Annotated in this window: 17 protein-coding genes and 2 tRNA genes; 4 read left to right on the top strand and 15 right to left on the bottom strand. The window is 70.9% G+C overall.

Going from position 1 to position 21,461, the window contains the following annotated elements; all coding sequences use genetic code 11:
- Positions 1 to 106 precede the first annotated feature (106 nt).
- Complete coding sequence (gene lepA / locus IEY56_RS10000; protein ID WP_189036765.1) at positions 107 to 1,978, bottom strand: translation elongation factor 4; 1,872 nt, start codon at positions 1,976 to 1,978, stop codon at positions 107 to 109.
- A gap of 218 nt (positions 1,979 to 2,196) precedes the next feature.
- Here lepA and rpsT point away from each other — a divergent pair, with 218 nt between their 5' ends.
- Positions 2,197 to 2,463 carry a 30S ribosomal protein S20 gene (gene rpsT / locus IEY56_RS09995; protein WP_189036764.1) on the top strand — a complete coding sequence of 89 codons (267 nt, stop codon included), beginning with the start codon at positions 2,197 to 2,199 and terminating at the stop codon, positions 2,461 to 2,463.
- 432 nt (positions 2,464 to 2,895) lie between these two features.
- On the opposite strand, the gene holA is transcribed toward rpsT, so the two are convergent.
- On the bottom strand, positions 2,896 to 3,885 hold the full coding sequence (gene holA / locus IEY56_RS09990; protein ID WP_189036763.1) for a DNA polymerase III subunit delta: 990 nt from the start codon (positions 3,883 to 3,885) through the stop codon (positions 2,896 to 2,898).
- A gap of 55 nt (positions 3,886 to 3,940) precedes the next feature.
- Here holA and IEY56_RS09985 point away from each other — a divergent pair, with 55 nt between their 5' ends.
- Positions 3,941 to 4,189 carry a hypothetical protein gene (locus IEY56_RS09985; RefSeq protein WP_189036762.1) on the top strand — a complete coding sequence of 83 codons (249 nt, stop codon included), beginning with the start codon at positions 3,941 to 3,943 and terminating at the stop codon, positions 4,187 to 4,189.
- Positions 4,190 to 4,642: 453 nt separating this feature from the next.
- On the top strand, positions 4,643 to 5,326 hold the full coding sequence (locus IEY56_RS09980) for a TetR/AcrR family transcriptional regulator (RefSeq protein WP_189036761.1): 684 nt from the start codon (positions 4,643 to 4,645) through the stop codon (positions 5,324 to 5,326).
- Between the two features lie 64 nt (positions 5,327 to 5,390).
- On the opposite strand, the gene IEY56_RS09975 is transcribed toward IEY56_RS09980, so the two are convergent.
- From IEY56_RS09975 to IEY56_RS09950, 6 genes are all read right to left on the bottom strand, one after another.
- Entirely contained in the window at positions 5,391 to 7,931 is a 2,541-nt protein-coding gene (locus IEY56_RS09975) for a ComEC/Rec2 family competence protein (RefSeq protein ID WP_373292059.1), read from the bottom strand.
- A 68-nt stretch (positions 7,932 to 7,999) separates the two neighbouring features.
- Positions 8,000 to 8,815, bottom strand: coding sequence for a ComEA family DNA-binding protein (locus tag IEY56_RS28390; RefSeq protein WP_308424132.1), 816 nt, complete (start codon positions 8,813 to 8,815; stop codon positions 8,000 to 8,002).
- 982 nt (positions 8,816 to 9,797) lie between these two features.
- The gene (locus tag IEY56_RS09965; RefSeq protein WP_189036759.1) at positions 9,798 to 10,667 is read right to left on the bottom strand and encodes a DegV family protein; all 870 of its coding nucleotides are present in this window, start codon (positions 10,665 to 10,667) and stop codon (positions 9,798 to 9,800) included.
- A gap of 20 nt (positions 10,668 to 10,687) precedes the next feature.
- Positions 10,688 to 11,323, bottom strand: coding sequence for a hypothetical protein (locus tag IEY56_RS09960; protein WP_189036758.1), 636 nt, complete (start codon positions 11,321 to 11,323; stop codon positions 10,688 to 10,690).
- A gap of 139 nt (positions 11,324 to 11,462) precedes the next feature.
- Positions 11,463 to 14,336, bottom strand: a complete 2,874-nt coding sequence (gene leuS / locus IEY56_RS09955; RefSeq protein WP_189036757.1) for a leucine--tRNA ligase — start codon at positions 14,334 to 14,336, stop codon at positions 11,463 to 11,465.
- A gap of 559 nt (positions 14,337 to 14,895) precedes the next feature.
- A tRNA-Ala gene (locus IEY56_RS09950) sits at positions 14,896 to 14,968 on the bottom strand.
- A 167-nt stretch (positions 14,969 to 15,135) separates the two neighbouring features.
- Here IEY56_RS09950 and IEY56_RS09945 point away from each other — a divergent pair.
- A complete protein-coding gene (locus IEY56_RS09945; protein WP_229711755.1) occupies positions 15,136 to 16,464 on the top strand; it encodes a glycosyltransferase 87 family protein in 1,329 nt (442 codons plus the stop codon).
- A 54-nt stretch (positions 16,465 to 16,518) separates the two neighbouring features.
- Here IEY56_RS09945 and IEY56_RS09940 read toward each other — a convergent pair whose 3' ends face one another.
- From IEY56_RS09940 to nadD, 7 genes are all read right to left on the bottom strand, one after another.
- A complete protein-coding gene (locus IEY56_RS09940) occupies positions 16,519 to 16,752 on the bottom strand; it encodes a hypothetical protein (RefSeq protein ID WP_045863337.1) in 234 nt (77 codons plus the stop codon).
- 6 nt (positions 16,753 to 16,758) lie between these two features.
- The gene (locus IEY56_RS28385) at positions 16,759 to 16,953 is read right to left on the bottom strand and encodes a hypothetical protein (protein WP_229711754.1); all 195 of its coding nucleotides are present in this window, start codon (positions 16,951 to 16,953) and stop codon (positions 16,759 to 16,761) included.
- A 508-nt stretch (positions 16,954 to 17,461) separates the two neighbouring features.
- Positions 17,462 to 17,534, bottom strand: a tRNA-Ala gene (locus IEY56_RS09935).
- Between the two features lie 144 nt (positions 17,535 to 17,678).
- Complete coding sequence (locus IEY56_RS09930; protein WP_189036756.1) at positions 17,679 to 18,353, bottom strand: histidine phosphatase family protein; 675 nt, start codon at positions 18,351 to 18,353, stop codon at positions 17,679 to 17,681.
- A complete protein-coding gene (gene rsfS, locus IEY56_RS09925) occupies positions 18,350 to 18,808 on the bottom strand; it encodes a ribosome silencing factor (protein WP_189036755.1) in 459 nt (152 codons plus the stop codon). The genes IEY56_RS09930 and rsfS overlap by 4 nt, the downstream gene beginning before the upstream one ends.
- Positions 18,809 to 18,949: 141 nt before the next feature.
- Positions 18,950 to 20,695, bottom strand: a complete 1,746-nt coding sequence (locus tag IEY56_RS09920) for an LCP family protein (protein WP_189036754.1) — start codon at positions 20,693 to 20,695, stop codon at positions 18,950 to 18,952.
- Positions 20,692 to 21,318: a nicotinate-nucleotide adenylyltransferase gene (gene nadD / locus IEY56_RS09915; protein WP_045863341.1), complete on the bottom strand. Its 627-nt coding sequence runs from the start codon at positions 21,316 to 21,318 to the stop codon at positions 20,692 to 20,694. Before nadD ends, IEY56_RS09920 begins: the two co-directional genes overlap by 4 nt.
- Positions 21,319 to 21,461: the final 143 nt, after the last annotated feature.

The raw sequence follows: 21,461 nt of genomic DNA, 5'->3' as shown, positions 1-21,461 counted from the left end.
TCGCCGCCCGATCGTCACAGGCCCCTCAGACGCGCGAGGGACGGACCGCGCCGGTCCGTCCCTCCATGATTCCGCGTCGCACCGCCGACCGGTGAGGCCCCGGCGGTTACTTTTTCGCCTTGCTCCCCTCGGCGGGGCCGCTGTCCGTGGAGAGCGCCGCGATGAAAGCCTCCTGCGGGACCTCGACCCGCCCGACGACCTTCATCCGCTTCTTGCCCTCCTTCTGCTTCTCCAGCAGCTTCCGCTTACGGGAGATGTCGCCGCCGTAGCACTTCGCCAGGACGTCCTTGCGGATCGCCCGGACCGTCTCACGCGCGATGACCCGGGCGCCGATCGCCGCCTGGATGGGCACCTCGAACTGCTGGCGCGGGATGAGCTCACGCAGCTTGTTCGCCATACGGGAGCCGTAGGAGTACGCCTTCTCCTTGTGGACGATCGCCGAGAAGGCGTCCACCTGGTCCCCCTGGAGCAGGATGTCGACCTTGACGAGGTCGGCGCTCTGCTCGCCCGTGGGCTCGTAGTCGAGCGACGCGTAGCCGCGGGTGCGGGACTTCAGGGCGTCGAAGAAGTCGAAGACGATCTCCGCGAGCGGCAGCGTGTAGCGCAGCTCGACACGGTCCTCGGAGAGGTAGTCCATGCCCTGCAGCGCCCCGCGGCGCGACTGGCACAGCTCCATGATCGCCCCGACGAACTCGCTCGGAGCGATGAGCGTCGCCCGTACGACCGGCTCGTGCACCTTGTCGATCTTGCCGCTCGGGAACTCGCTCGGGTTGGTGACGATGTGCTCGGTGCCGTCCTCCATCTCCACGCGGTAGACAACGTTGGGAGCCGTGGCGATCAGATCCAGCCCGAACTCCCGCTCCAGCCGCGCCCTGATCACCTCCAGGTGCAGCAGGCCGAGGAAGCCGACCCGGAAACCGAAGCCGAGGGCCACGGAGTTCTCCGGCTCGTACGTCAGCGCCGCGTCGTTGAGCTGGAGCTTGTCCAGTGCGTCGCGCAGCTCCGGGTAGTCGGAGCCGTCCAGCGGGTACAGGCCCGAGAAGACCATCGGCTTCGGGTCCTTGTATCCCGGGAGAGCCTGCTCGGCGCCCTTGTTCAGGTGGGTGACGGTGTCACCGACCTTGGACTGGCGGACGTCCTTCACACCCGTGATCAGATATCCGACCTCGCCGACGCCGAGACCGTCGGCGACCGTCATCTCGGGCGAGTTCGTGCCGATCTCCAGCAGCTCGTGGGTGGCGCCCGTGGACATCATCCTGATGCGCTCGCGCTTGCCCAGCTGGCCGTCGACGACCTTGATGTAGGTGACCACGCCGCGGTACGCGTCGTAGACCGAGTCGAAGATCATCGCGCGGGGCGGCGCGTCCGCTTCGCCCACCGGCTGAGGGACCTGCTTGACGACCTCGTCCAGCAGCTCCTCCACGCCCTCACCGGTCTTCGCGGAGACCTTCAGGACGTCGTCCACTTCGCAGCCGATGAGGTGCGCGAGCTCCGCCGCGAACTTCTCGGGCTGCGCCGCCGGCAGATCGATCTTGTTGAGCACCGGGATGATCGTGAGGTCGTGCTCCATCGCCAGGTAGAGGTTGGCGAGGGTCTGCGCCTCGATGCCCTGCGCCGCGTCGACCAGCAGCAGGCACCCCTCGCAGGCGGCGAGTGAGCGGGAGACCTCGTAGGTGAAGTCCACGTGCCCGGGGGTGTCGATCATGTTCAGGATGTGCGGGGAGTCCTTGGCGCCGGTCGGCGCCCAGGGCATACGCACGGCCTGGGACTTGATCGTGATGCCGCGCTCGCGCTCGATGTCCATCCGATCGAGGTACTGGGCACGCATCTGCCGGTCCTCGACGATGCCGGTCAGCTGAAGCATCCGGTCGGCGAGCGTCGACTTGCCGTGGTCGATGTGCGCGATGATGCAGAAATTACGGATCAGCGCCGGGTCGGTGCGGCTCGGCTCCGGCACGTTCGATGGGGTGGCGGGCACGCAGTGTCCTGTCGGGTCTGTCGGTCTGGCGGAGGAAGCTCCCGGAGGAGGCGTTCTGGCGATTCGCAGCCTCCATCGTCCCATGAGCGAGGGGGCGGAACCGGATTGGGAGGCCAGAGAGCCTGCTGGTAGCCTGGCCCACTGTGCCTCGTGCGCTCTGGCAGGAGTCCACGGTGGTATGGAACGCATCATCACCGAACCCGTAAAGGCATTTCTTCGTGGCGAACATCAAGTCCCAGATGAAGCGGATCAAGACCAACGAGAAGGCGCGTCAGCGCAACAAGGCGGTCAAGTCCGAGCTCAAGACGGCGATCCGCCGTACTCACGCGGCCGTTGCCGCCGGTGACGCGCAGAAGGCCGACGAGGCCCAGCGCGTAGCGAGCCGCAAGCTCGACAAGGCCGTCAGCAAGGGCGTGCTGCACAAGAACAACGCGGCGAACAAGAAGTCCGCGCTCGCGCAGCGGGTCTCGTCCCTCAAGGGCTGAGACCGCTCCCTGCCGGTGCGATCCGACGGGCCCTCTCACTCCGTCCCGTACCGGCCGCCACACAGCGTGATGTCTCACACGTGAATACGCGCCGCACGCGGCCTGCGTTCGCCACGCGGGTGCGGCGCAGGAGATCGCCAAAGGATCTCTGAAGGAACCGACGAAGGTCCCGCAACGCTTTCCCCAAGCGCTGCGGGACCTTTCGCGTGCGCGCTGGAGGGGAAGTGGCGTTGGGGTGGGCGAGGGGGCGGGGCAGGGGCGGCGCGGGCCTGGAGAGTGCGCGCGGGGGCAGGGGCTCGGGACGGCCGGGCGGACGGAGTGCGTCCCTCGGGCTGTGCGGGGCTGGGACCGGCGGAGGCAAGGCTGAGCCTTGAACGGCCGGCCAGGGGCCGGGTCGGGCTGGGGCGGCGCCAGACCGATGATCGATCGCGGTCAGCGGGGGCGGGCGGACCTCGCCACAGTGATCACGGCCTGTTCGAGTGCGTACTCCGGATTCTCCCCGCCGCCCTTGACGGCCTCGTCCGCGGCGGCGACCGCGCGGAGGGCAGTCGAGACGCCGTCCGCCGACCAGCCGCGCATCTGCTGCCGCACCCTGTCGATCTTCCACGGCGGCATGCCCAGTTCACGGGCGAGATCACCGGGGCGCATGCCGCGCGGCGCCGACGCGAGCTTGCCGATGCTCCGCACGCCCTGGGCCAGAGCGCTCGTGATCAGTACAGGCGCGACCCCCGTGTGCAGGGCCCAGCGCAGCGTCTCCAGCGCCTCCGCCGCCCTGCCCTCCACCGCGCGGTCCGCGACGGCGAAGCTCGATGCCTCGGCACGGCCGGTGTAGTAGCGCGCCACGACCGCGTCGTCGATGACGCCCTCGACGTCCGCCGTCAACTGGACGCAGGCCGAGGCCAGTTCGCGCAGATCGCTGCCGACGGAGTCGATCAGGGCCTGTGACGCCTCCGGCGTCGCGGAGCGGCCCAGCCTGCGGAACTCGCCCCGTACGAAAGCGAGCCGGTCGGCCGGCTTCGTCAGCTTCGCGCAGGCCACCTCACGCGCCCCCGCCTTGCGCGCCGCGTCCAGCAGCCCCTTGCCCTTGGGGCCTCCCGCATGGAGCAGCACGAGGGTGATCTCCTCGGCGGGTGCTCCTATGTACGCCTTCACGTCCTTGACGGTGTCCGCCGAGAGGTCGTGGGCGTTCCGCACGGCGACGACCTTGCGCTCGGCGAAGAGCGAGGGACTCGTCAGCTCGGCGAGGGTGCCCGGCTGGAGTTCCGCCGCCGCGAGTTCCCGCACGTCGGTGTCGGCGTCGACCGCCCGCGCGGCCGCCACCACCTCCCGCAGCGCACGGTCCAGCAGCAGTTCCTCCTGGCCCACCGCGAGTGTCACGGGGGCCAGCAGGTCGTCAGTCGTCTTCTTGCGCGTACCAGCCATCGCCGAACAGCATCCCACGGCGCACCGACACCTCCGCCTGCCGCAGAATGCGGGGGTGACTGACGTACGACACATCCTGGTCCTGCCCGACCGGGACGCGGCCGAGGAGGTCGCCGAAGAGGTGAAGCACCGCTTCGAGGGACCGCACGACGAACCGCAGCTGGTCCGCGAAGAGCTCGCCGGCGAGGACGACGCCGAGGACGCGCAGTGGCTCGTCGTCCTCGAGTCGCCCCGCGGACGGTACGACCCGGATCTGCTGGAGAGGCTCGCGGACGAGTACGAGGGCTGGCTGGAGAAGGACTGACGGCGACGCGGGCTCCTTGCCCGAAATGCGACCAGAAGCCGCCTGCCGGCATGGAGTTGGGGCTGACCTGGCAGCGCGGCTGGCTGGGTGCCGGTCTGTCACGTGACGTGGCCCCGAAGGACGAGATGCCCGACTGCGGCACCCGGTAGGACCGGCTCCCGTCGTCGACGCGGACCACGGGAGTGGCGTCGACTCCCTTGACGTTGGTCGAGGTTGGTCGACGTCGGCGAGAGGACCGACGGCACGTTTCCCGAGGACGACGCGTTCCCGGAGAACGGCGCGCTCGCGTCCCGGCGGGCCGGGCGCGGGCTCCAACTCGCGTCGGTGGCCCGGCCGGATCGCGCCATCCAGTCCAGGTCTGGAGTGCCGGATGCGGATTCCGTCAACCCCCGGGCCCCGGCCTGGGCCGCTCATACACATTGACACCAGCGTCAACGCACATATGCTCCCCGCGTGGCACCACGACGACAACAGCCCTGGGCGACCAGGACCAAACACGACCGGCGGGACGCGTATACGCGCGCGGTTCTTCTCAGGGCCGCGGGGCACGTCTTCGCGCAGCGGGGTTACGGGCCGACGACCATAGCCGCGATCACCGCAGAGGCAGGGCTCTCACGGGCGGCCTTCTACGTCTACTTCGCCTCCAAGGCCGAGGTCTTCCGCGTTCTCGCATGGCAAGTGCGCGACGCCTTCCTCACCGCGCAGGAGGTCCCGGGAACGGACCCGGACGACCCCTACGCAGTGGCGCGGGCCTCCGTCGGTGCCTTCATCGCCGCCTACGCCCGGCATCTGCCGCTGCTGGGCCTCTTCGAACAGCGAGCGCTCGCCGACGAGGAGGTCGCGGGGCTGTGGGCGGAACTCCAGCGCCGCCCGCTGCACCGGCACGCCCGGTACGTACGGAGACTGGCGGAGGCCGGGCAGGCCGATCCCGTCGTCGATCCCCTCTCCCTGGCCCGGGCCGTCGGGTCGATGTCGGCGACCTGGGCCGCCCTCGTGGCCGCCGACCCGGACGCGTACGAGGACGCCGTGCACGACGTCACCACCATGTACCTCCACCTGCTCCGCGTCAGGCCGGATACGGCGCTGTGTACGTCTCGGGCGACGCGCGAGGGCCGTGAGCGGTCGGGGACGCCGTGAGTGGCTGAGGCGCCGCCTGCCGTTGCCCGAACTGCCCATCGAGCACGCGTTCTTGGAGGCTTCGTCAGTCGCCGTGCCCCTCCTCCCGTTGTCGGTCCTCACGCTGCACCACGACGGCCAGTGCTGCGCCCGCGCCCTGCCTCTCACCCGCCCGTATCCGCGAGCCCGTGACGGCCAGCGCGCCGTTGCGGTCGGTGCGCCTCACGAGGGCACCGGCCGAGCGGAGCGCGGCGAGTGTCCGCGGCGCCGGATGCCCGTACGGGTTGTCCGCACCCGCGGAGATCAGGGCGATGCGCGGCCGGACCCGCGCGAGGAGAGGCGGGTACTGGTAGGCGGAGCCGTGGTGAGCCACCTTCAGGACGTCGACGGGCGGCAGCCGGGGGTAGGTCGTCAACAGCCGCCGCTGCGCGTCCGGTTCGAGGTCCCCGGGTAGTAGCAGCCGTATCCCGCGAGTACGGAAGAGCAGGGTGATGCTTGCGTCGTTGGCACCGCCCGGCTCGACTCCACGGGCCGTTGGCGGGAGCGGCCACAGCGCCTGCCACGTCAGCTCTCCCGCGCGCCGGCGCTCACCCGCTGTCGCACCGATGACGGGCACACCCCTCTGCCGTGCCGTGCGACGAACGAACTCGGCCTGGCCTGGCGGCTCTTCGTGCGAAGTCGTCTGGATGGCTCCCACTTCCCTTCCTTTCAGCACACCTGGCAGACCGGCGACGTGGTCAGCGTGGAAGTGCGTGAGCACGAGCAGCGGCACGGCGGAAACATCGAGCGCACGCAGGCAGTCGTCGACCGCTCCCGGGTCCGGGCCCGCGTCGACGACAACGGCCGTGCCCCTCTGCCCTGTGGCCAGAGCGAGCGCATCACCCTGCCCGACATCGCACGCCACGACCCGCCAGCCGGGCGGCGGCCATCCCGTGAACGGCCGCACCAGGGGCACGGGCCGCGTCAGTGCCATCAGCAGAAGCAGGACGCAGAGCGCACACAGCCACGGCCGGCGGGGCAGGTCGACGCGTCTGACGAGGAGCGCCGCCGCCACCAGCAGAGCCGCGAGTATCAGCGCGCCGCCCCAGTCGCCCGGCCAGCCGATCTCCGCTCCGGGCACGTCGGCGCCAGTGCGGGCCAGCGCGGCGATACCTTCCGTGGGCCAACTGGCCAGCCAGGCCACCCCCTTGGCGAACGGCATGGCCAGCGGAGCCGTGGCGAGAGCAGCGAAACCGAGCACCGTCGCGGGGGCAACGGCGAACTCGGCCAGCAGATTGCACGGCACGGCCACCAGGCTGACGTGCGCCGCGAGTACGGCCACCACCGGCGCGCAGACGGCCTGGGCCGCACCGGCCGCCGCGAGAGCTTCGGCGAGGCGCGGGTTGCAGCCTCTCTCCCGCAGCGCCGCACTCCAGCGAGGGGCGAGCGTGAGCAGCGCTCCGGTCGCGAGGACGGACAGCAGGAACCCGAAGTCGACGGCCAGCCAGGGGTCGATCAGCACGAGCAGCAGGGCTGCGGCAGCGAGTGCGGGCAGCAGGGAGCGCCGCCGCCCCGTGACCAGGGCGAGCAGGGTGATCAGCCCGCAGGCGGCGGCCCGTATGACGCTCGGTTCAGGACGGCAGACCACCACGAAGCCCAGCGTGAGCAGCGCCCCGAGCACCGCCGTCCCGCGCAGCGAGATACCCAGCCGTGGGGCGATCCCGCGCCGTTCAGTGAGCTGGGCCGTGCCGGGCGGACCGACGAGGACGGCCAGCATGATCGTCAGGTTCGCTCCGCTGACCGCCAGCAGGTGCGTCATGTCGGTGGTGCGGAAGGCCGCCTGAAGGTCGGGCGCCAGGCGTGAGGTGTCGCCGACGACCAGGCCCGGCAGCAGACCGCGGGCGTCCCCGTCGAGTTCCCCGGTCGCCTCCCGGAGCCCCGCGCGCAGGCCGCCGGCGGTGCGCTGTACGGCGGAGGGCTCCCTGAACACCCGCGGAGGCCTGTCGGCGTCGGCACGGACCACCCCCGCGATGTCCTGCCCTCGCCCGGTGCGGGAGGGCGGGAGGAGGCGGCCGTCGAGGCGCAGCCCCGTGGAGGGGAGCAGCCGCCGCCATCCCGCCGCGCCGGGGCCGTCCCGCTGCCTGACGATGACGAGCACCGGCGTCCGGACGGCGCGGGCGCGTGCCGCTCCCTTCTCCGTCTCCGCCGCCGGGCCGGGTCCGTCCGGCCGTGCAGTGCGTGTCACCCTGCTCCGTTCAGTGACACGTGTGGCTTCGGCCTCGAACAGCAGGGCTGCCGGGGCCTGCTGGGCGCCGTGCACGCGAGGGCGCATGGGGCGTGGATCGCCCTTGACTGTCAGGTCGAGCGTCACGCGGGCGTGCTCGTCGGCAAGGCGGGGCAGCGGACCGCGACGCAGATCCGCGGCGTGCAGGGCGGCGACAGCACCACCGGCCGCGGCGCACAGCAACGTCAGGGCCGCTGTGGCGGCCAGAACGGGTGCTCGCTCGCTCCGTGCCGGTCCTGGTGTGCGGCCTGCCTTCGCCAGGACGGACAGGAGCCCGGCCCCTGCCGCGCAAGCGGTCACCCCTGTCGCAGCCGCCGTCCCAGAGAACCCCAGAGCCAGCGCGGCCGCTGCCCACGCGGCCAGAGCGGGCGGCACCAGCCGCAGGTCCGCAGGGCCCTCCCGCAGAAGGACCGGAGCCGCCCGCGTTCCGTTCACGGGCTGACCTTCGGCTCGATGTCGGCGAAGCGCCGTTCGCCGATTCCGTTGACGTCCTGGAGCTGGTCGACGGACGTGAAGCCGCCGTGTGCCTCCCTGTATTCGATGATGTGCTGCGCGAGAACGGGACCCACACCGGGCAGGGTCTCCAGCTGTTCGGCAGTGGCCGAGTTGAGGCTCACAGGCTGCCCCTGCGCCCCACCGCTCCCGCCGTCCGCGGCGCCACCGCCCGGCGCGGCGCCGGCCCCGGCGCCCTTGCCCGGTCCGCCCGCCGCCGGCGCACCGCCCGCGACGATCTGCTCGCCGTCGACGAGGCGCCGGGCCCGGTTGAGGCCGCTGACGTCCGTGCCGGGCTTCACTCCGCCCGCCGATTCGAGTGCGTCGGCCACCCGGGAACCGTCCGGGAGCCGGTAGATGCCCGGCTTGCGGACCTTCCCGCCGACGTCCACCACGAGCCGCTTGCCCGGTGCTCCCGTGCCTCCGGCACCCTTTCCCCGCGGGCCGCCCTCAGCGGCAGGCCCGGCTCCCGAGGCCGCCGGACCGCTGACGCTCCTGGCCTCCGGCGCCCGTACTTCGTCAGGACGCCCAGCGAGGAAGTGCCGTACACCGAAGAGGACGGCCACGGCCAGGACGACCCCCAGAACGATCAGCGTGCGCAGCTCGATCCCACACCGCAGCTGAACCCACAGCGGCAGACGTTCACGGACGGCGAGCAAGAACCCGTCACGACGGGGGCCGGCCGTGCCTGCCCCGGATTCCCGGCGCTCCCCCGCTCCGCTCCTCCCGCCGGAGGGTGTCTCTGTCCGGGCCATCTCCGCGCCTCCCCCACCGACCCGGGGGTGCCCGCCACCAGACAGCGCCGCCGAGGTCCGAGTCATGGCCGTGAGGGCGTCCGAGACCCCCTCCGACCGCTTCCGTCCGTGCGCGGCGGCTGCTCGCCGCGCCCTCCCCCGTCGCACGGCCGCCCGAGCCGACGCCACGGCTGCGGACCGGGGCAGAACCCCTGCGCCGGGGCCCGCCGCTCCGCCGGATGGCTCTCCCGGCGGGGCACCCTCCACCGGTGGGTCGAGCCCGGCGACCGATCGAGCCTGCGTGCCCAGCGCCACTGACGCAGCGCGGTCCGGGGCCGGTCCCCGGGATCTCGGCTGTGACGGCGCAGCTGGCCCTCCGGCTCCCCGGCCACCGTCGCGCCCTTGCTGGGCGGTCCCTCGATCCGCCCCGTCCCCAGCGGCCGGCTGACGCCGTCGTACGGGCAGGGGCAGGCGGTGAACCGCCTCCCCGACGCCTGCGCCTCCTGGCGCTCTGTCCCCCGGAACCTCCCGGTCCGTCCTTCCCGCCGGTCTCGCCCCGGGAGGGGCCGGGGCAGCGGGAGGCGAGGCGCTACGAGCGGCTTCGTCCAGGAGCGCCGCAGCCCGCGTTCCCGGCCCGTCCGGCCGCGCCCCCTCCCCCTTCGGGGCGGCTGACCCACGGGAGCGGCAGGCCCTGGAGACGAACCGCCGCCGGACGGGCCGCGCGCGCCCCGGCGGCGCCGTGCCACCCCGGCGCCGCTCCAGGGCTCCAGCTGGACGAGGGGACGGGATGCCGCCCTCGCCCGCAGGCGACGCCGGCCGCGAGTGGAGCCGCGACCGGGTGCGCGAGCGCGCCGACGGCCCCCGAGGCGGATGCGTAGGGCGGGAAGAGCGAGAGGAACGAGATCGGATGCTCATGCCGACGGACAGTAGACATTCGATCGCGATCTAAGTGATCTTGGTCAATTCCCGTGGGTAACCGACCAGTTGTGGATAAGTCCGCCACTCACCTGAGTGACACCACGGCCCCCAGGAGGCCGGGCCCGGTATGCGCTCCGATCACAGCGCCCACTTCGCTCACGTGCAGTTCGCCGAGCCCTGGCACGCGGTCCCGCAACCGCTCCGCGAGATCGTCCGCACGCTGCTGCGCAGCGAGATGGTGCACCGCGATGTCGACACGAGAGTCGCCCGCCCGCTCCACCACGAGCTCCTCCAGGCGCCCGATGGCCTTCGACGCCGTACGCACCTTCTCCAGCATCGCGATGCGCCCGTCCACCAGCTCCAGCAGGGGCTTGACGGCCAGCGCGGAGCCGAGCAGCTTCGCCGCCGCGCCGATGCGCCCGCCCCGCCGCAGATAGTCGAGAGTGTCGACATAGAAGTATGCGGACATTCCCTCTGCCCGCTTCTCCGCGGCCGCCACGGCCTCGTCCAGCGAACCGCCGCTCGCGGCCGTCTCGGCGGCCTCCAGCGCGCAGAACCCCAGCGCCATGGCGACCAGGCCGCTGTCCACGACCCGCACGGGCACCGGTGCTTCCCGTGCGGCCACCACCGCCGCGTCGTACGTTCCCGAGATCTCACCGGACAGATGCAGCGAGACGATTCCCTCCGCTCCTGCCTCGGCGGCGGCCCTGTAAGCCTCGGCGAAGACCGCGGGGCTCGGACGGGAGGTCGTCACCGCACGCCGCTCCCGCAGGGCTTCCTCAAGGGAGCGCGCCGAGATCTCGGTGCCCTCCTCCAGGGCCTGACCACCGAGCACCACCGTCAGCGGCACGACGTCGATGTGGTGACGGGCCAGCGCCGCCTGCGGCAGATAGGCCGTGGAGTCGGTGACGATCGCCACCCGGCGGGACCCGTGACGAGACGTGGTGCGGGACATAAAGGGAGGCTACCGCCGTCTCACGAGGCGCTTTGCGGACGGCCCTTGTCGAGACGGGGACGCTCTGCGCGCTCTTCATCGAGCTGTTCGGCTGCGTGGGCCTGCTGTTCCATTCCCTGCCAGTGACGGAGGGCGCCCGACTCGACCTCGATCTGCTGCCGTAGCGCGTCCAGCCCCTCCACGTCGTACTGCCGCGCGCGGTCCTGCGCGGCGAAACGCAGCGAGTCGGCCGATTCCTTGATCCGGGAGACCCGTTCTACGACGTCGGGCATCAGAGCCGCAGTCCGCGTCTTGTCGGGCTCCTTCTCCATCAGCAGGCGCAGTTCGCCGTCCAGCTGCCTGGCGTGGTCGTGCAGCCTGTTCAGCAGGCCGAGGGCCTCCTGGAGCGACGGGTCCCTGCTGACGTCGGACTCCAGCGCACGGCGCGTGCTGTCGATGGACGCGCGCAGTTCGAGGCGCTTGCGGGCGATCTCGCCCACCGGACCGGGATGGGCGCTCTTCGCGCGGAGCGTCGTCTCCTCGACCGTCCGGCGGACCTGCACGCCGGTGCGCTCGACACCACGCTGCACGGCTCGCGTGACACGCACCGCCGCGATGATGCCGAATGTCACGAACAGCACGGACAGCAGCACCACCATGCTGATGACGAATTCCACGAGCGCTCCTTCGTCCGTCCGCGACAGGCCGTCCTCTCCCAAGCGTAAACGGGCGGGGCCGCCCCGGCGTTCCTCAGAACCCGGACCGGCCCCTCACCGAACCCGTAGGGGGCGCCCTCCGCGGACGGACGCCCAGGAGCTACGCGGGTACGACGTTCACCAGCTTCGGAGCCCGGACGATCACCCTCCGGATCCCGGCGTCGCCCAGCGCCGCGACGATCGCCGGCTCGGCCAGCGCCTGCGCCTCCAGGTCCGCTTCCGAAATGGACGGCGAGACCTCCAGCCGCGCCTTGACCTTGCCCTTCACCTGCACGACGCAGGTCACTGTCTCGTCTACGAGGTAGGCCGGGTCGGCCACCGGGAAGTCCCGGTAGACGATGGTCTCTTCGTGGCCCAGCTTCCGCCACAGTTCCTCGGCGATGTGCGGAGCCAGCGGAGCGATCAGCAGCAGCAGCCGCTCGGCGACCGTCCGCGGCACCGCGGGCAACTTGGTGACGTGGTTGTTCAGCTCCGTGATCTTGGCGATGGCGGTGTTGAAGCGCAGCGCGGTCAGATCCTGGCGGACGCCGTCGATGGTCTTGTGCAGGGCACGCAGCGTGTCCTCGTCCGGTTCCCCGTCGACGACGCGCACCTCTCCGGTGGACTCGTCGACCACGTTCCGCCACAGTCGCTGCAGCAGCCTGTACTGACCGACGACCGCGCGGGTGTCCCACGGCCGGGAGACGTCCAGGGGGCCCATCGCCATCTCGTACAGACGCAGCGTGTCCGCGCCGTACTCCGCGCAGATCTCGTCCGGAGTGACGGCGTTCTTCAGGGACTTGCCCATCTTTCCGAGCACCCTGCTGACGCGCTCGCCCTGGTAGAAGTACGCGCCGTCCTGCTCATCGACCTCGGCGGCCGGTACGGCGATCCCGCGGCTGTCCCTGTAGACGTATGCCTGGATCATGCCCTGGTTGTACAGCTTGTGGAACGGCTCGACGGACGAGACGTGGCCCAGGTCGTGCAGCACCATCGACCAGAACCGGGCGTACAGCAGGTGCAGAACCGCGTGCTCCGCACCGCCCACGTACAGGTCGACACCGCCGTGCGGCATCCCCTCACGCGGACCCATCCAGTAGCGCTCCACCTCCGGGTCGACCAGCCGCTCGCTGTTGTGCGGGTCCAGGTACCGCATCTCGTACCAGCACGAACCGGCCCAGTTGGGCATGGTGTTGGTCTCACGCCTGAACGGCCGCGGGCCCTTGCCGTCGCCCAGGTCCAGGGTGACGTTCACCCATTCCTCGTTCCGCGAGAGGGGCGTCTCGGGCACCGTGTCGGAGTCGTCCGGCGCGAACGTGCGCGGCGAGTAGTCGTCCACCTCCGGCAGTTGCAGCGGCAGCATCGACTCGGGCAGCGAGTGGGCGACGCCCTCCTCGTCGTAGACGATCGGGAACGGCTCGCCCCAGTAGCGCTGCCGGCTGAACAGCCAGTCGCGCAGCCGGTAGTTGACCGTTCCGGAGCCGATGCCCCGCTCCTGCAGCCACTCGGTCATGCGGGCCTTCGCCTCGGCGACGCCCAGGCCGTCCAGGGAGACGCCCTCACCGGCGGAGTTGACGATCTTCGCCTCGTACGAGACGAACGCGTCGTCCCACTGGCCGGGGTCCGTGCCGCGGCCGTCCGAGGGCTCGACCACGCAGCGCATGGGGAGCTCGAAGGCGCGCGCGAAGGCGAAGTCGCGGTGGTCGTGCGCGGGGACGGCCATGATGGCGCCGGTGCCGTAACCCATCAGCACGTAGTCCGCGATGAAGACGGGGACGCGCTCGCCGCTGACGGGGTTCGTGGCGTAGGCGCCCGTGAAGACCCCCGTCTTGTCCTTGGCTTCGGCCTGGCGCTCCACGTCCGACTTGGAGGCGGCCTGCGTACGGTACGCGGCCACCGCGGACGCGGGATCCGCGTGCCCGCCCGTCCACACGTCCCGCGTGCCCTCCGGCCACTGAACGGGCACGACGCTGTCGACCAGCGGGTGTTCGGGGGCGAGCACCATGTAGGTGGCGCCGAACAGGGTGTCCTGCCGGGTCGTGAAGACCTCGATCTTGCCGTCGCCCAGCGGGAAGTCGATACGGGCGCCCTCGCTCCGCCCGATCCAGTTGCGCTGCTGCAGTTTGATGGCCTCGGGCCAGTCCAGAGCGTCCAGGCCGGACAGCAGACGGTCCGCGTACGCGGTGATGCGCATGTTCCACTGGCGCAGTTCGGCCTTGAACACGGGGTAGTTGCCCCGTTCCGAGCGGCCCTCCGCGGTGACTTCCTCGTTCGCCAGGACAGTGCCCAGACCGGGGCACCAGTTGACGGGTGCGTCGGAGGCGTACGCCAGGCGGTATTCGCCCAGCACCTCGGCGCGCTGCACGCTGTTCAGCTCGTCCCAGCGCCCGAAGCCCTCCGGCGTCTCACGTGCACCGGACTCGAACTGCTCGACGAGCTCCGCGATGGGACGTGCCGTCTCCGCCTCGTCGTCGTACCAGGAGTTGAAGATCTGCAGGAAGATCCACTGCGTCCACTTGTAGTACTCCGGGTCGATCGTCGAGACGGACCGGCGCTGGTCGTGGCCGAGGCCCAGGCGGCGCAGCTGCGCCTTCATCTGGACGATGTTCGCCTCGGTGGAGATGCGCGGATGGGTGCCGGTCTGCACGGCGTACTGCTCCGCGGGCAGGCCGAACGCGTCGAAACCGAGGGTGTGCAGGACGTTGTGGCCCGTCATCCGCTGGTAGCGGGCGTACACGTCCGTGGCGATGTATCCCAGCGGATGCCCCACGTGCAGGCCCGCGCCCGAGGGGTAGGGAAACATGTCCATGATGAACTTCTTGGGCCGGGCCGCCGCCTCGGGGTCGCCGCCCAGATCTCCGTCACCGGGGTTGGGGGCCTCGTAGGTGCCCTGCTTCTCCCAGAAGTCCTGCCAGCGTGCCTCGATGTCGGCGGCCAGCGCCGCCGTGTAGCGATGGACGGCCGGGGTTTCTGCGGCAGTCGTCGTCTCGGTCATCGTCGTCAAAGCTCCATCGGTCGTCCCTGCCAGCACAAATGAAAAATCCCCTCGCACAGGAGGGGACGCCGCGCCGATTCCGGCTCTTCCGGCCGTTCGGGCCGGGACCGGGACTGATCAGCGCGGCCGGCTAAGCAGAAGGCGTACGGCACGCATGCGGTCAGGGTACCGCAAGCCGGAGAGGCCCCTCACCCCGGTTCCACCGGACGCCGGCCCTCCCCCGACAAGGCAGCGCCCCGTCGCGCTGCAGACCCGCATCACAGACCACACCCGCACAACCCAGGGACCGCAGGGGAGGCGGCCCCGCCAGGAGTGTCACCGAGAACCCACCAGCACAACCCGGGGACCGCCGGCGAACCCACCGAGAGCCGCACCCCAGACCACGCCCGCACCACAAGGGGGCCGCAGGGGGCGAAGTCCCCGCCAAGGGGGTGCCGGGGGCGAAGCCCCCGCTGGGGGTGCGGGTGGCGAAGCCCCGCACCGCGAGGCGAAGCCGAGCACAAACGACGAGGGCGAAGCCGTCCGCGCTTACCGCGGACACACTTCGCCCTCGCACTCGTGGAGCTAAGGAGAATCGAACTCCTGACCTCTTGCATGCCATGCAAGCGCTCTACCAACTGAGCTATAGCCCCGCAGAACAGTCCGCCGGGGGCTTGCCCCGCAGCGGCGTCGCCAACCTTACACGGCCTCTGCCGCGTTCCGCCAAATCCAATTCCGGCTCTCTGTGCGGGCCTGTCTGTCCACCGCACGGCAGGTAGTGTCGTCCAGCCCAGGGAGCACTACTCGGGAGCCGCACGCTGTGAGCACTTTGCAGCATTCCGCAGAGAGCCGGTCCCAGGCCTTCGTCAGGGCGTATCTGCTGCGACGTCCGGCAGTGCTCGCGTCGCTTCTCTGTCTGGGCTCTTTCGCCGCGTTCTGGACGGCACAGCGTGTGACCGGCGTCTCCATGATCGACCTCATGGTGTACCGCGCCGAGGGCTGGACGGTGCGCACCGGCGGTGATCTGTACGCGATGCGCGCCACCTACGCCCAGCTGCCGAACACCTATCCGCCGTTCGCTTCGCTGCTGTTCATGCCGCTGACGCTGCTCGACGTCGCGCCGATGCGTACCGCAGCCACTGCCGCGAACCTCGCGCTGCTGGTGGCGTCGGTCCACCTGTCGCTGAAGTTGGCCGGCCATCCCGCACGTGCGGCGCGCCCTGCGGCCACGCTGCTGATCGCCTCACTCGCCGTGTGGTGCGAACCGGTGTGGACGACGCTGCGCTACGGGCAGATCAATCTGCTGCTGGTGACGTTCGTCCTGTGGGATCTGTCCCGGCGCAGCGGCCACCGCTGGGCGGGAGCGGGGATCGGCGTCGCCGCAGGCATCAAGCTCACCCCCGCACTGTTCGTGGTCTTTCTCGCGCTGTGGGGCATCGTGCACTGGCGGCGGCGCCGGCCGCGCGGGCGCAACGGGGCCTGGTGGAATCCGCCGATGCGGCGAGCGGCAGTCGCCACCGGGACGTTCCTCACAACGGTGCTGCTCGGAGCGGTGGTTCTGCCCCACGACTCGCGTCGCTTCTGGTTCGGCGTTCTCTTCCAGTCGGACCGCGCGGGCCATACGGACATCACCGACAACCAGTCGCTGCGCGGCGTCGTAGCCCGGCTGTTGCACACACCCGACCCGGGCTGGCCGTGGGTGGCGGCGGTCTGCGTCGTGACGCTGATCGGACTGGGCGCGGCGGTCGCCGCCGCGTCGGCCGGTGAGCGGCGGCTGCCGTTCGCCTCGGCGTGGGCCGCTGTGGCCTGCGCCTTCACGGCACTGCTGGTGAGCCCTGTCTCCTGGTCGCATCACTGGGTGTGGTGCATCCCGCTGGCCGTCCTGCTGGGCGCCGAGACGCTGCGGCGCCGCGGGGCCCTTGCGTGGCGGACTCTGACGGGAGCGGCGGCCCTCGTCTTCTGTTCGTACGCGCTCTGGCTGGTGCCGCACGGCGTCACCGGACCGGATCGGCCCGAACTGGACCAGAACGCCGGGGAGATGATGCTTTCGGCGTTGTATCCAGCCGCGGGACTCGGCGTCATCGCTCTGACCGCCGTGCTCGCCGTACGCGCACTGCGCAAGCCCGCGCCGTACGAACCCGCCCGCTGAGCCGGGACGTCGCACGTCTGACAGGTGAGCGCCGGGAGCCGCTTTCCTGCGTGGCTAGGCGGTGGCGAAGGAGTAGAAGCGCTTGAGCGTGCAGTGCTCGTCGAGCAGCCGGCCGTAGATCGGCTCACCGTCCAGTTCGCGGTACGTCTCGATCGGGTCGCCCTTTATGATCAGCGCCCGCGCGCAGTCCTCACACCAGTACTGGAATTCGGGGTTGACCGGCTCCATGTCCCGCACGATGGGCGTTCCGCTGCCGCACCAGTCGCACTTCCGGCTGTGTGCACCCATCAGGCATCAGCTCCAGCTGTGGCCGCAGGCGGTGCACACGTAGGACACTCCTCCATTGTCGCCGAGCATCTGGGCAACGTTCGATGAACCACGAGCCGGACACAGCAGGGTTCTTGAGGATCTTTCGGAGGCACTGCCGAGAAAACGGGTGTGCAGTCGAATCGTCCGCCGACCGCCCTCTGCGAGGACTCCTGCAGACATCGCACACGTCCCTCCCCTCGGACCTCCCCCCTTCCGGCCGTCACGATTCTGCCACGTTCTCCGAGGTGTCTGGAGTCCCACTCGATGATCCCGGCCGGGGAGCTGCGCGGAGGTGACTGCTGGATACCCGCGTTCACCAGGCACGGAGCTTGGAATCTGACAAAGGGCGACGGTGATTGTCAATTCCGTACAAGCAACGGCGCCGACCCGGGGGCCACTTGCTCAGGCGCGGTACGCGCAGCCCGCACAACGGCCGCGCCGCGCAACGCGCATGCACACTCCGGACTACACGACTCGAACGGAACAAGCTCCGTAGCTAGGCACAACCGGGAACACCAGGGAGAGCCGCACCCCAGAACGCACCGGCACACCCCAGGGGCCGCAGGGGGCGAAGCCCCCGCTGGGGGTGCGGGTGGCGAAGCCCCCGCCCCGCGAGGCGAAGCCGAGCACAAACGACGAGGGCGAAGCCGTCCGCGCTTTCCGCGGACACACTTCGCCCTCGCACTCGTGGAGCTAAGGAGAATCGAACTCCTGACCTCTTGCATGCCATGCAAGCGCTCTACCAACTGAGCTATAGCCCCGAGTCGTTCGCGCCCCCAGGGGGTTGCCGTGAACGAGAGGAATCCTAACCACTGACCAGCCCGGATGGGAAATCGAGGTGATCAGCGCGGGGTTCGCCGTGTGCCGGCAGGAGCGTCACTAGGACGGCGATCTGCCCCGACCAGTCAGTCGTCGTCGCCGAGGACAGGCTGGGGCAGCGTCCCGGCGTTGTGCTCCAGGAGACGCCAGCCGCGGACGCCCTCCCCGAGCACCGACCAGCAGCAGTTGGAGAGGCCGCCCAGCGCCTCCCATGTACGGGGTTCGAGACCGAGCAGCCGGCCGATGGTGGTCCGGATGGTGCCGCCGTGGCTGACCACCACGAGCGTGCCTCCGGGCGGCAGCTTCTCCAGGTTGCGCTCCACCACGGGCGCGGCCCGCTCCGCGACCTCCGTCTCGAGTTCGCCGCCTCCGCGGCGCACGGGCTCGCCGCGCTTCCAGGCGGCGTACTCGTCGCCGTACCGCTCGACGATCTCCTCGTGCGTGAGGCCCTGCCACTTCCCGGCATACGTCTCGCGCAGCGCCTCGTCGTGCGTCACCTCGAGGCCTGTGAGTACGGCGAGCTCGGCCGCCGTCTCGGCGGTCCGCTGCAGGTCGGAGGCGATGATGGCGTCGGGGCGCAGCGCGGCCAGCAGGCGGGCCGCCCGCCGGGCCTGATCACGGCCGGCGTCCGTCAGCTCAATGTCGGTGGACCCCTGGAAGCGCCTCTCCAGGTTCCATGCCGTCTGCCCGTGCCGCCAGAGGACGACCCTCCTGTCCCCGCGGACCGGGGCGGCCCCGCCCGGTGGCTGCGCCTGCGTCATCGGGCGCCTTCGCTTCCGCCCCGTTCCGCCGCCTCGTAGGTCGTGTCCCCCTCACGCTCGGCGTGCTCGCGCGCCCGGCCGTGGGAGGCCTTCGCGTCGTCGGGGAGGTCGAGCTGCGGGCAGTCCTTCCAGAGCCGCTCGAGGCCGTAGAAGACCCGCTCCTCGCTGTGCTGCACGTGCACCACGATGTCGACGAAGTCCAGCAGCACCCACCGGCCGTCCCGCTCGCCCTCGCGGCGTACGGGCTTGGCGCCCAGCTCCTTGAGCAGCCGTTCCTCGACCTCGTCGACGATGGCCTTCACCTGCCGGTCGTTCGGGGCGGAGGCCAGCAGGAAGGCGTCGGTGATGGCGAGTACGTCGCTGACGTCGTAGGCGACGATGTCGTGCGCCAGCTTGTCGGCGGCTGCCTGGGCGGCGGCGTTGATCAGCTCGGTGGAACGGTCCGTAGCGGTCACAGGCGATGCTTTCGAATCGGTGAGGGCAGGTAACAGGAGGGATCGCGAAGCCGGAGGATTCGCGACGACGGGGAACTGGTCAGGTACGCGGCAGTGCTGCGTGCGTACCGTCCCCCAGGGTCTCACGGCGGGCGGAGGCTCTCACCCCTTGTAGTCCTGGCCCAGCACCACCGTCACATCGGCGTTCGCCGCGTTCTTGCCCTTGCCGACCGCGCTGCCCGGCAGCCCGAGGGTCTTCGCGACCTCCTCGGCCTTGTCCTTCTGGCCGGCCTCGGCGTAGGTCACTGTGGAGCGCTTCCGGGCGGCGTCTCCGGCACCGCCGTCCACGACCGTGAATCCGCCGTTGACGAGCGCCGCGGACGCCGCGTCGTCGCTGCCGCGGTCACCGCTGGCGTTGACCACCTTGACCCTGGGTGTGGCGTCCGGATCGGTGTTCTTGACCGTGCCGCCGAGCACCTGTTTCACCAGGCCGTCGCTCGTGCGCTCGCTGAGCGTGCCGTTGGCCTGTACGGGCAGCAGCTGCGTCTTGTACTCGCCGACCTTGGCCTGCTTCGCCAGCTTGGCCAGAGACGCTCCCAGCTCGGGCTCCGGCAGGGAGGGGTCGGGGATCTGGCCGAGGGTCTCGACCGTCCTCGTCGCGGCCTCGGAGTCGCTGGAGAGCTTCCGCAGCGTCTGGTGCATGACCTCGCCGAAGCGCTGCAGCTGACGCGTCTGCTGCTCGCCCCTGCCGCGGTGGGTCGCATAGGCGACCGCCGCCTGCCCGTCGAGCCTCTGGGCCTTGCCGCGCTCGACCAGCGGCTCGTCGCCCTTCTTCTCGCCGGGGACGGTCGCGTTCGCGTCGAGTTTGATCCCGCCCACCAGCTCGACGAGGTTCTCCAGGTAGGGGGTGTCCAGCCGCCAGCTTCCCTTGATGTCGGCGCCGAGCAGCGTGCCGAGGGACTCGCGGGTGGGCGCCGCGCCCTCGTCCTCCACCGACTTGCCCAGGGTGGTCGTCGTGCCGCTCTCTCCGGAGACGGCGAGGGTGTTCGGCAGCAGCACCGTGTTGCCGCGCTGGGCGTCGGCGTTGTCCACGAGGAGCGCCGTCGAGCTGCCGCCGCCGTCGAGCGACCGGAGGTGCACCACGATGACGTCGCGCTGCTGCCCCGCCGCGGTGGCGCCGCCGCCGCTCTCGCCGCCCAGGCCGGGCAGCTTCCCGGCGTACGCGAGGTATCCGACGCCGCCCGCCGCGGCCACGACGAGCGTGACGACGAGGGCGACGACCCGGTTGCGGCCGCGGCGCTTGGCCTCCTCGCGGCGCTCGGTGCGGCTCTCGCTGAACTTCAGCCAGTCGATGACGTCCTCGGAGTCGTCCGCGTCCTCCTCGATGAACGCGAACTGCTCCGTCTGGTACCCGGGGCCCTGGGCGGACGCCTTTCCGGCGCCTGCGGGGGCAGCGGACGGGCCAGGGGCAGCGGGGCCGGGGGCATTGGACGGGCCGGGGGCGGCGGACGCGGTTGCGTCGTACTGTCCGGTCGCCTCGTACTGCTGGGAGGCGTACCCGCTGCCGCCGTCGTACTCCTGGGACGGGACCTGCTGTCCGTGCGTCTGCTGTTCGTGCGGGGCCCGCGACTGCTGCTGGGGGATCCACTCCTGCTGTGCCTGCTGCTGCGGATACTGCTGCGTCTGCTGCCCGGGCTGCTGTCCGTACGGGTCGTACTGGTATCCCTGCTGCTGTGCGGCCTGGGCGGAGTGCGGGTCGTGGTGCCCGCCCTGGGCGTCCGCCTGCGTCCCGTACGGGTCCTGGTCGCCGTAGCCGTAGACGGGCTGGCCGTACTCGTCGTACCCGAGGAAGCGGGGCTGCTGTTCGGACTGCTGCCCGTACGGGTCGTATCCGTAGCGCTCGCTCATGCCTGCGGCCCCTCCTCCCCGTACAGTCCCCGCTTGTTGATGTACCGCACGACGCCGTCCGGGACCAGATACCAGACCGGGTCGCCCCGGCGCACCCTGGCACGGCAGTCGGTCGAGGAGATAGCCAGCGCCGGGACCTCGACGAGGGAGACCCCGCCGTCCGGCAGTCCCGGGTCCGTGAGGGCGTGCCCGGGGCGGGTGACCCCGATGAAGTGGGCGAGCGAGAAGAGCTCGTCGGCGTCCCGCCAGCCGAGGATCTGGGCGAGGGCGTCGGCGCCTGTGATGAAGAACAGGTCGGTGTCCGGGTTCGCTTCCCGCAGGTCACGCAACGTGTCGATGGTGTACGTGCGGCCGCCCCGGTCGATGTCGGTGCGGCTGACCGAGAACTGCGGGTTGGAGGCGGTGGCGATGACCGTCATCAGATAGCGGTCCTCGGCGGGCGAGACCTTCTGGTGGCTCTTCTGCCACGGCTGCCCGGTCGGCACGAAGACGACCTCGTCGAGGTGGAATCTCGTCGCCACCTCGCTCGCGGCCACGAGGTGCCCGTGGTGGATCGGGTCGAACGTCCCGCCCATCACCCCGAGCCGCCGCTTGCCGGTCCCGGGCACTATGTGCTCTCCCATGCGAGCCGACCTTATCTGCTGACAGCGCGGTCCGCTGCTCCGCCCGCGCTCCGGGAAAACGGCTCCGGAGTGCGCTCCGCGGGGGCGTTCCGGGGCCCGCCCCTCACCGTCGCCGCTCCGTCCGGCCGTACCTGGTGCGATGC

Origin of the sequence: Streptomyces daqingensis (assembly GCF_014645895.1) — a bacterium.
GTDB classification, from domain to species: domain Bacteria; phylum Actinomycetota; class Actinomycetes; order Streptomycetales; family Streptomycetaceae; genus Streptomyces; species Streptomyces daqingensis.
Note: the sequence above shows the minus strand (reverse complement) of the source record. Positions and strands in the feature narration are given on the sequence as shown.

Bases quoted from the DNA above. Each gene is read 5' to 3' on its own strand.
- holA (WP_189036763.1), bottom strand. From the start codon at position 3,885: ATGGCTGGTACGCGCAAGAAGACGACTGACGACCTGCTGGCCCCCGTG.
- IEY56_RS28390 (WP_308424132.1), bottom strand. From the start codon at position 8,815: ATGGCCCGGACAGAGACACCCTCCGGCGGGAGGAGCGGAGCGGGGGAG.
- IEY56_RS09965 (WP_189036759.1), bottom strand. From the start codon at position 10,667: ATGTCCCGCACCACGTCTCGTCACGGGTCCCGCCGGGTGGCGATCGTC.
- leuS (WP_189036757.1), bottom strand. From the start codon at position 14,336: ATGACCGAGACGACGACTGCCGCAGAAACCCCGGCCGTCCATCGCTAC.
- IEY56_RS09940 (WP_045863337.1), bottom strand. From the start codon at position 16,752: ATGGGTGCACACAGCCGGAAGTGCGACTGGTGCGGCAGCGGAACGCCC.
- IEY56_RS28385 (WP_229711754.1), bottom strand. From the start codon at position 16,953: ATGTCTGCAGGAGTCCTCGCAGAGGGCGGTCGGCGGACGATTCGACTG.
- IEY56_RS09930 (WP_189036756.1), bottom strand. From the start codon at position 18,353: ATGACGCAGGCGCAGCCACCGGGCGGGGCCGCCCCGGTCCGCGGGGAC.
- IEY56_RS09920 (WP_189036754.1), bottom strand. From the start codon at position 20,695: ATGAGCGAGCGCTACGGATACGACCCGTACGGGCAGCAGTCCGAACAG.
- nadD (WP_045863341.1), bottom strand. From the start codon at position 21,318: ATGGGAGAGCACATAGTGCCCGGGACCGGCAAGCGGCGGCTCGGGGTG.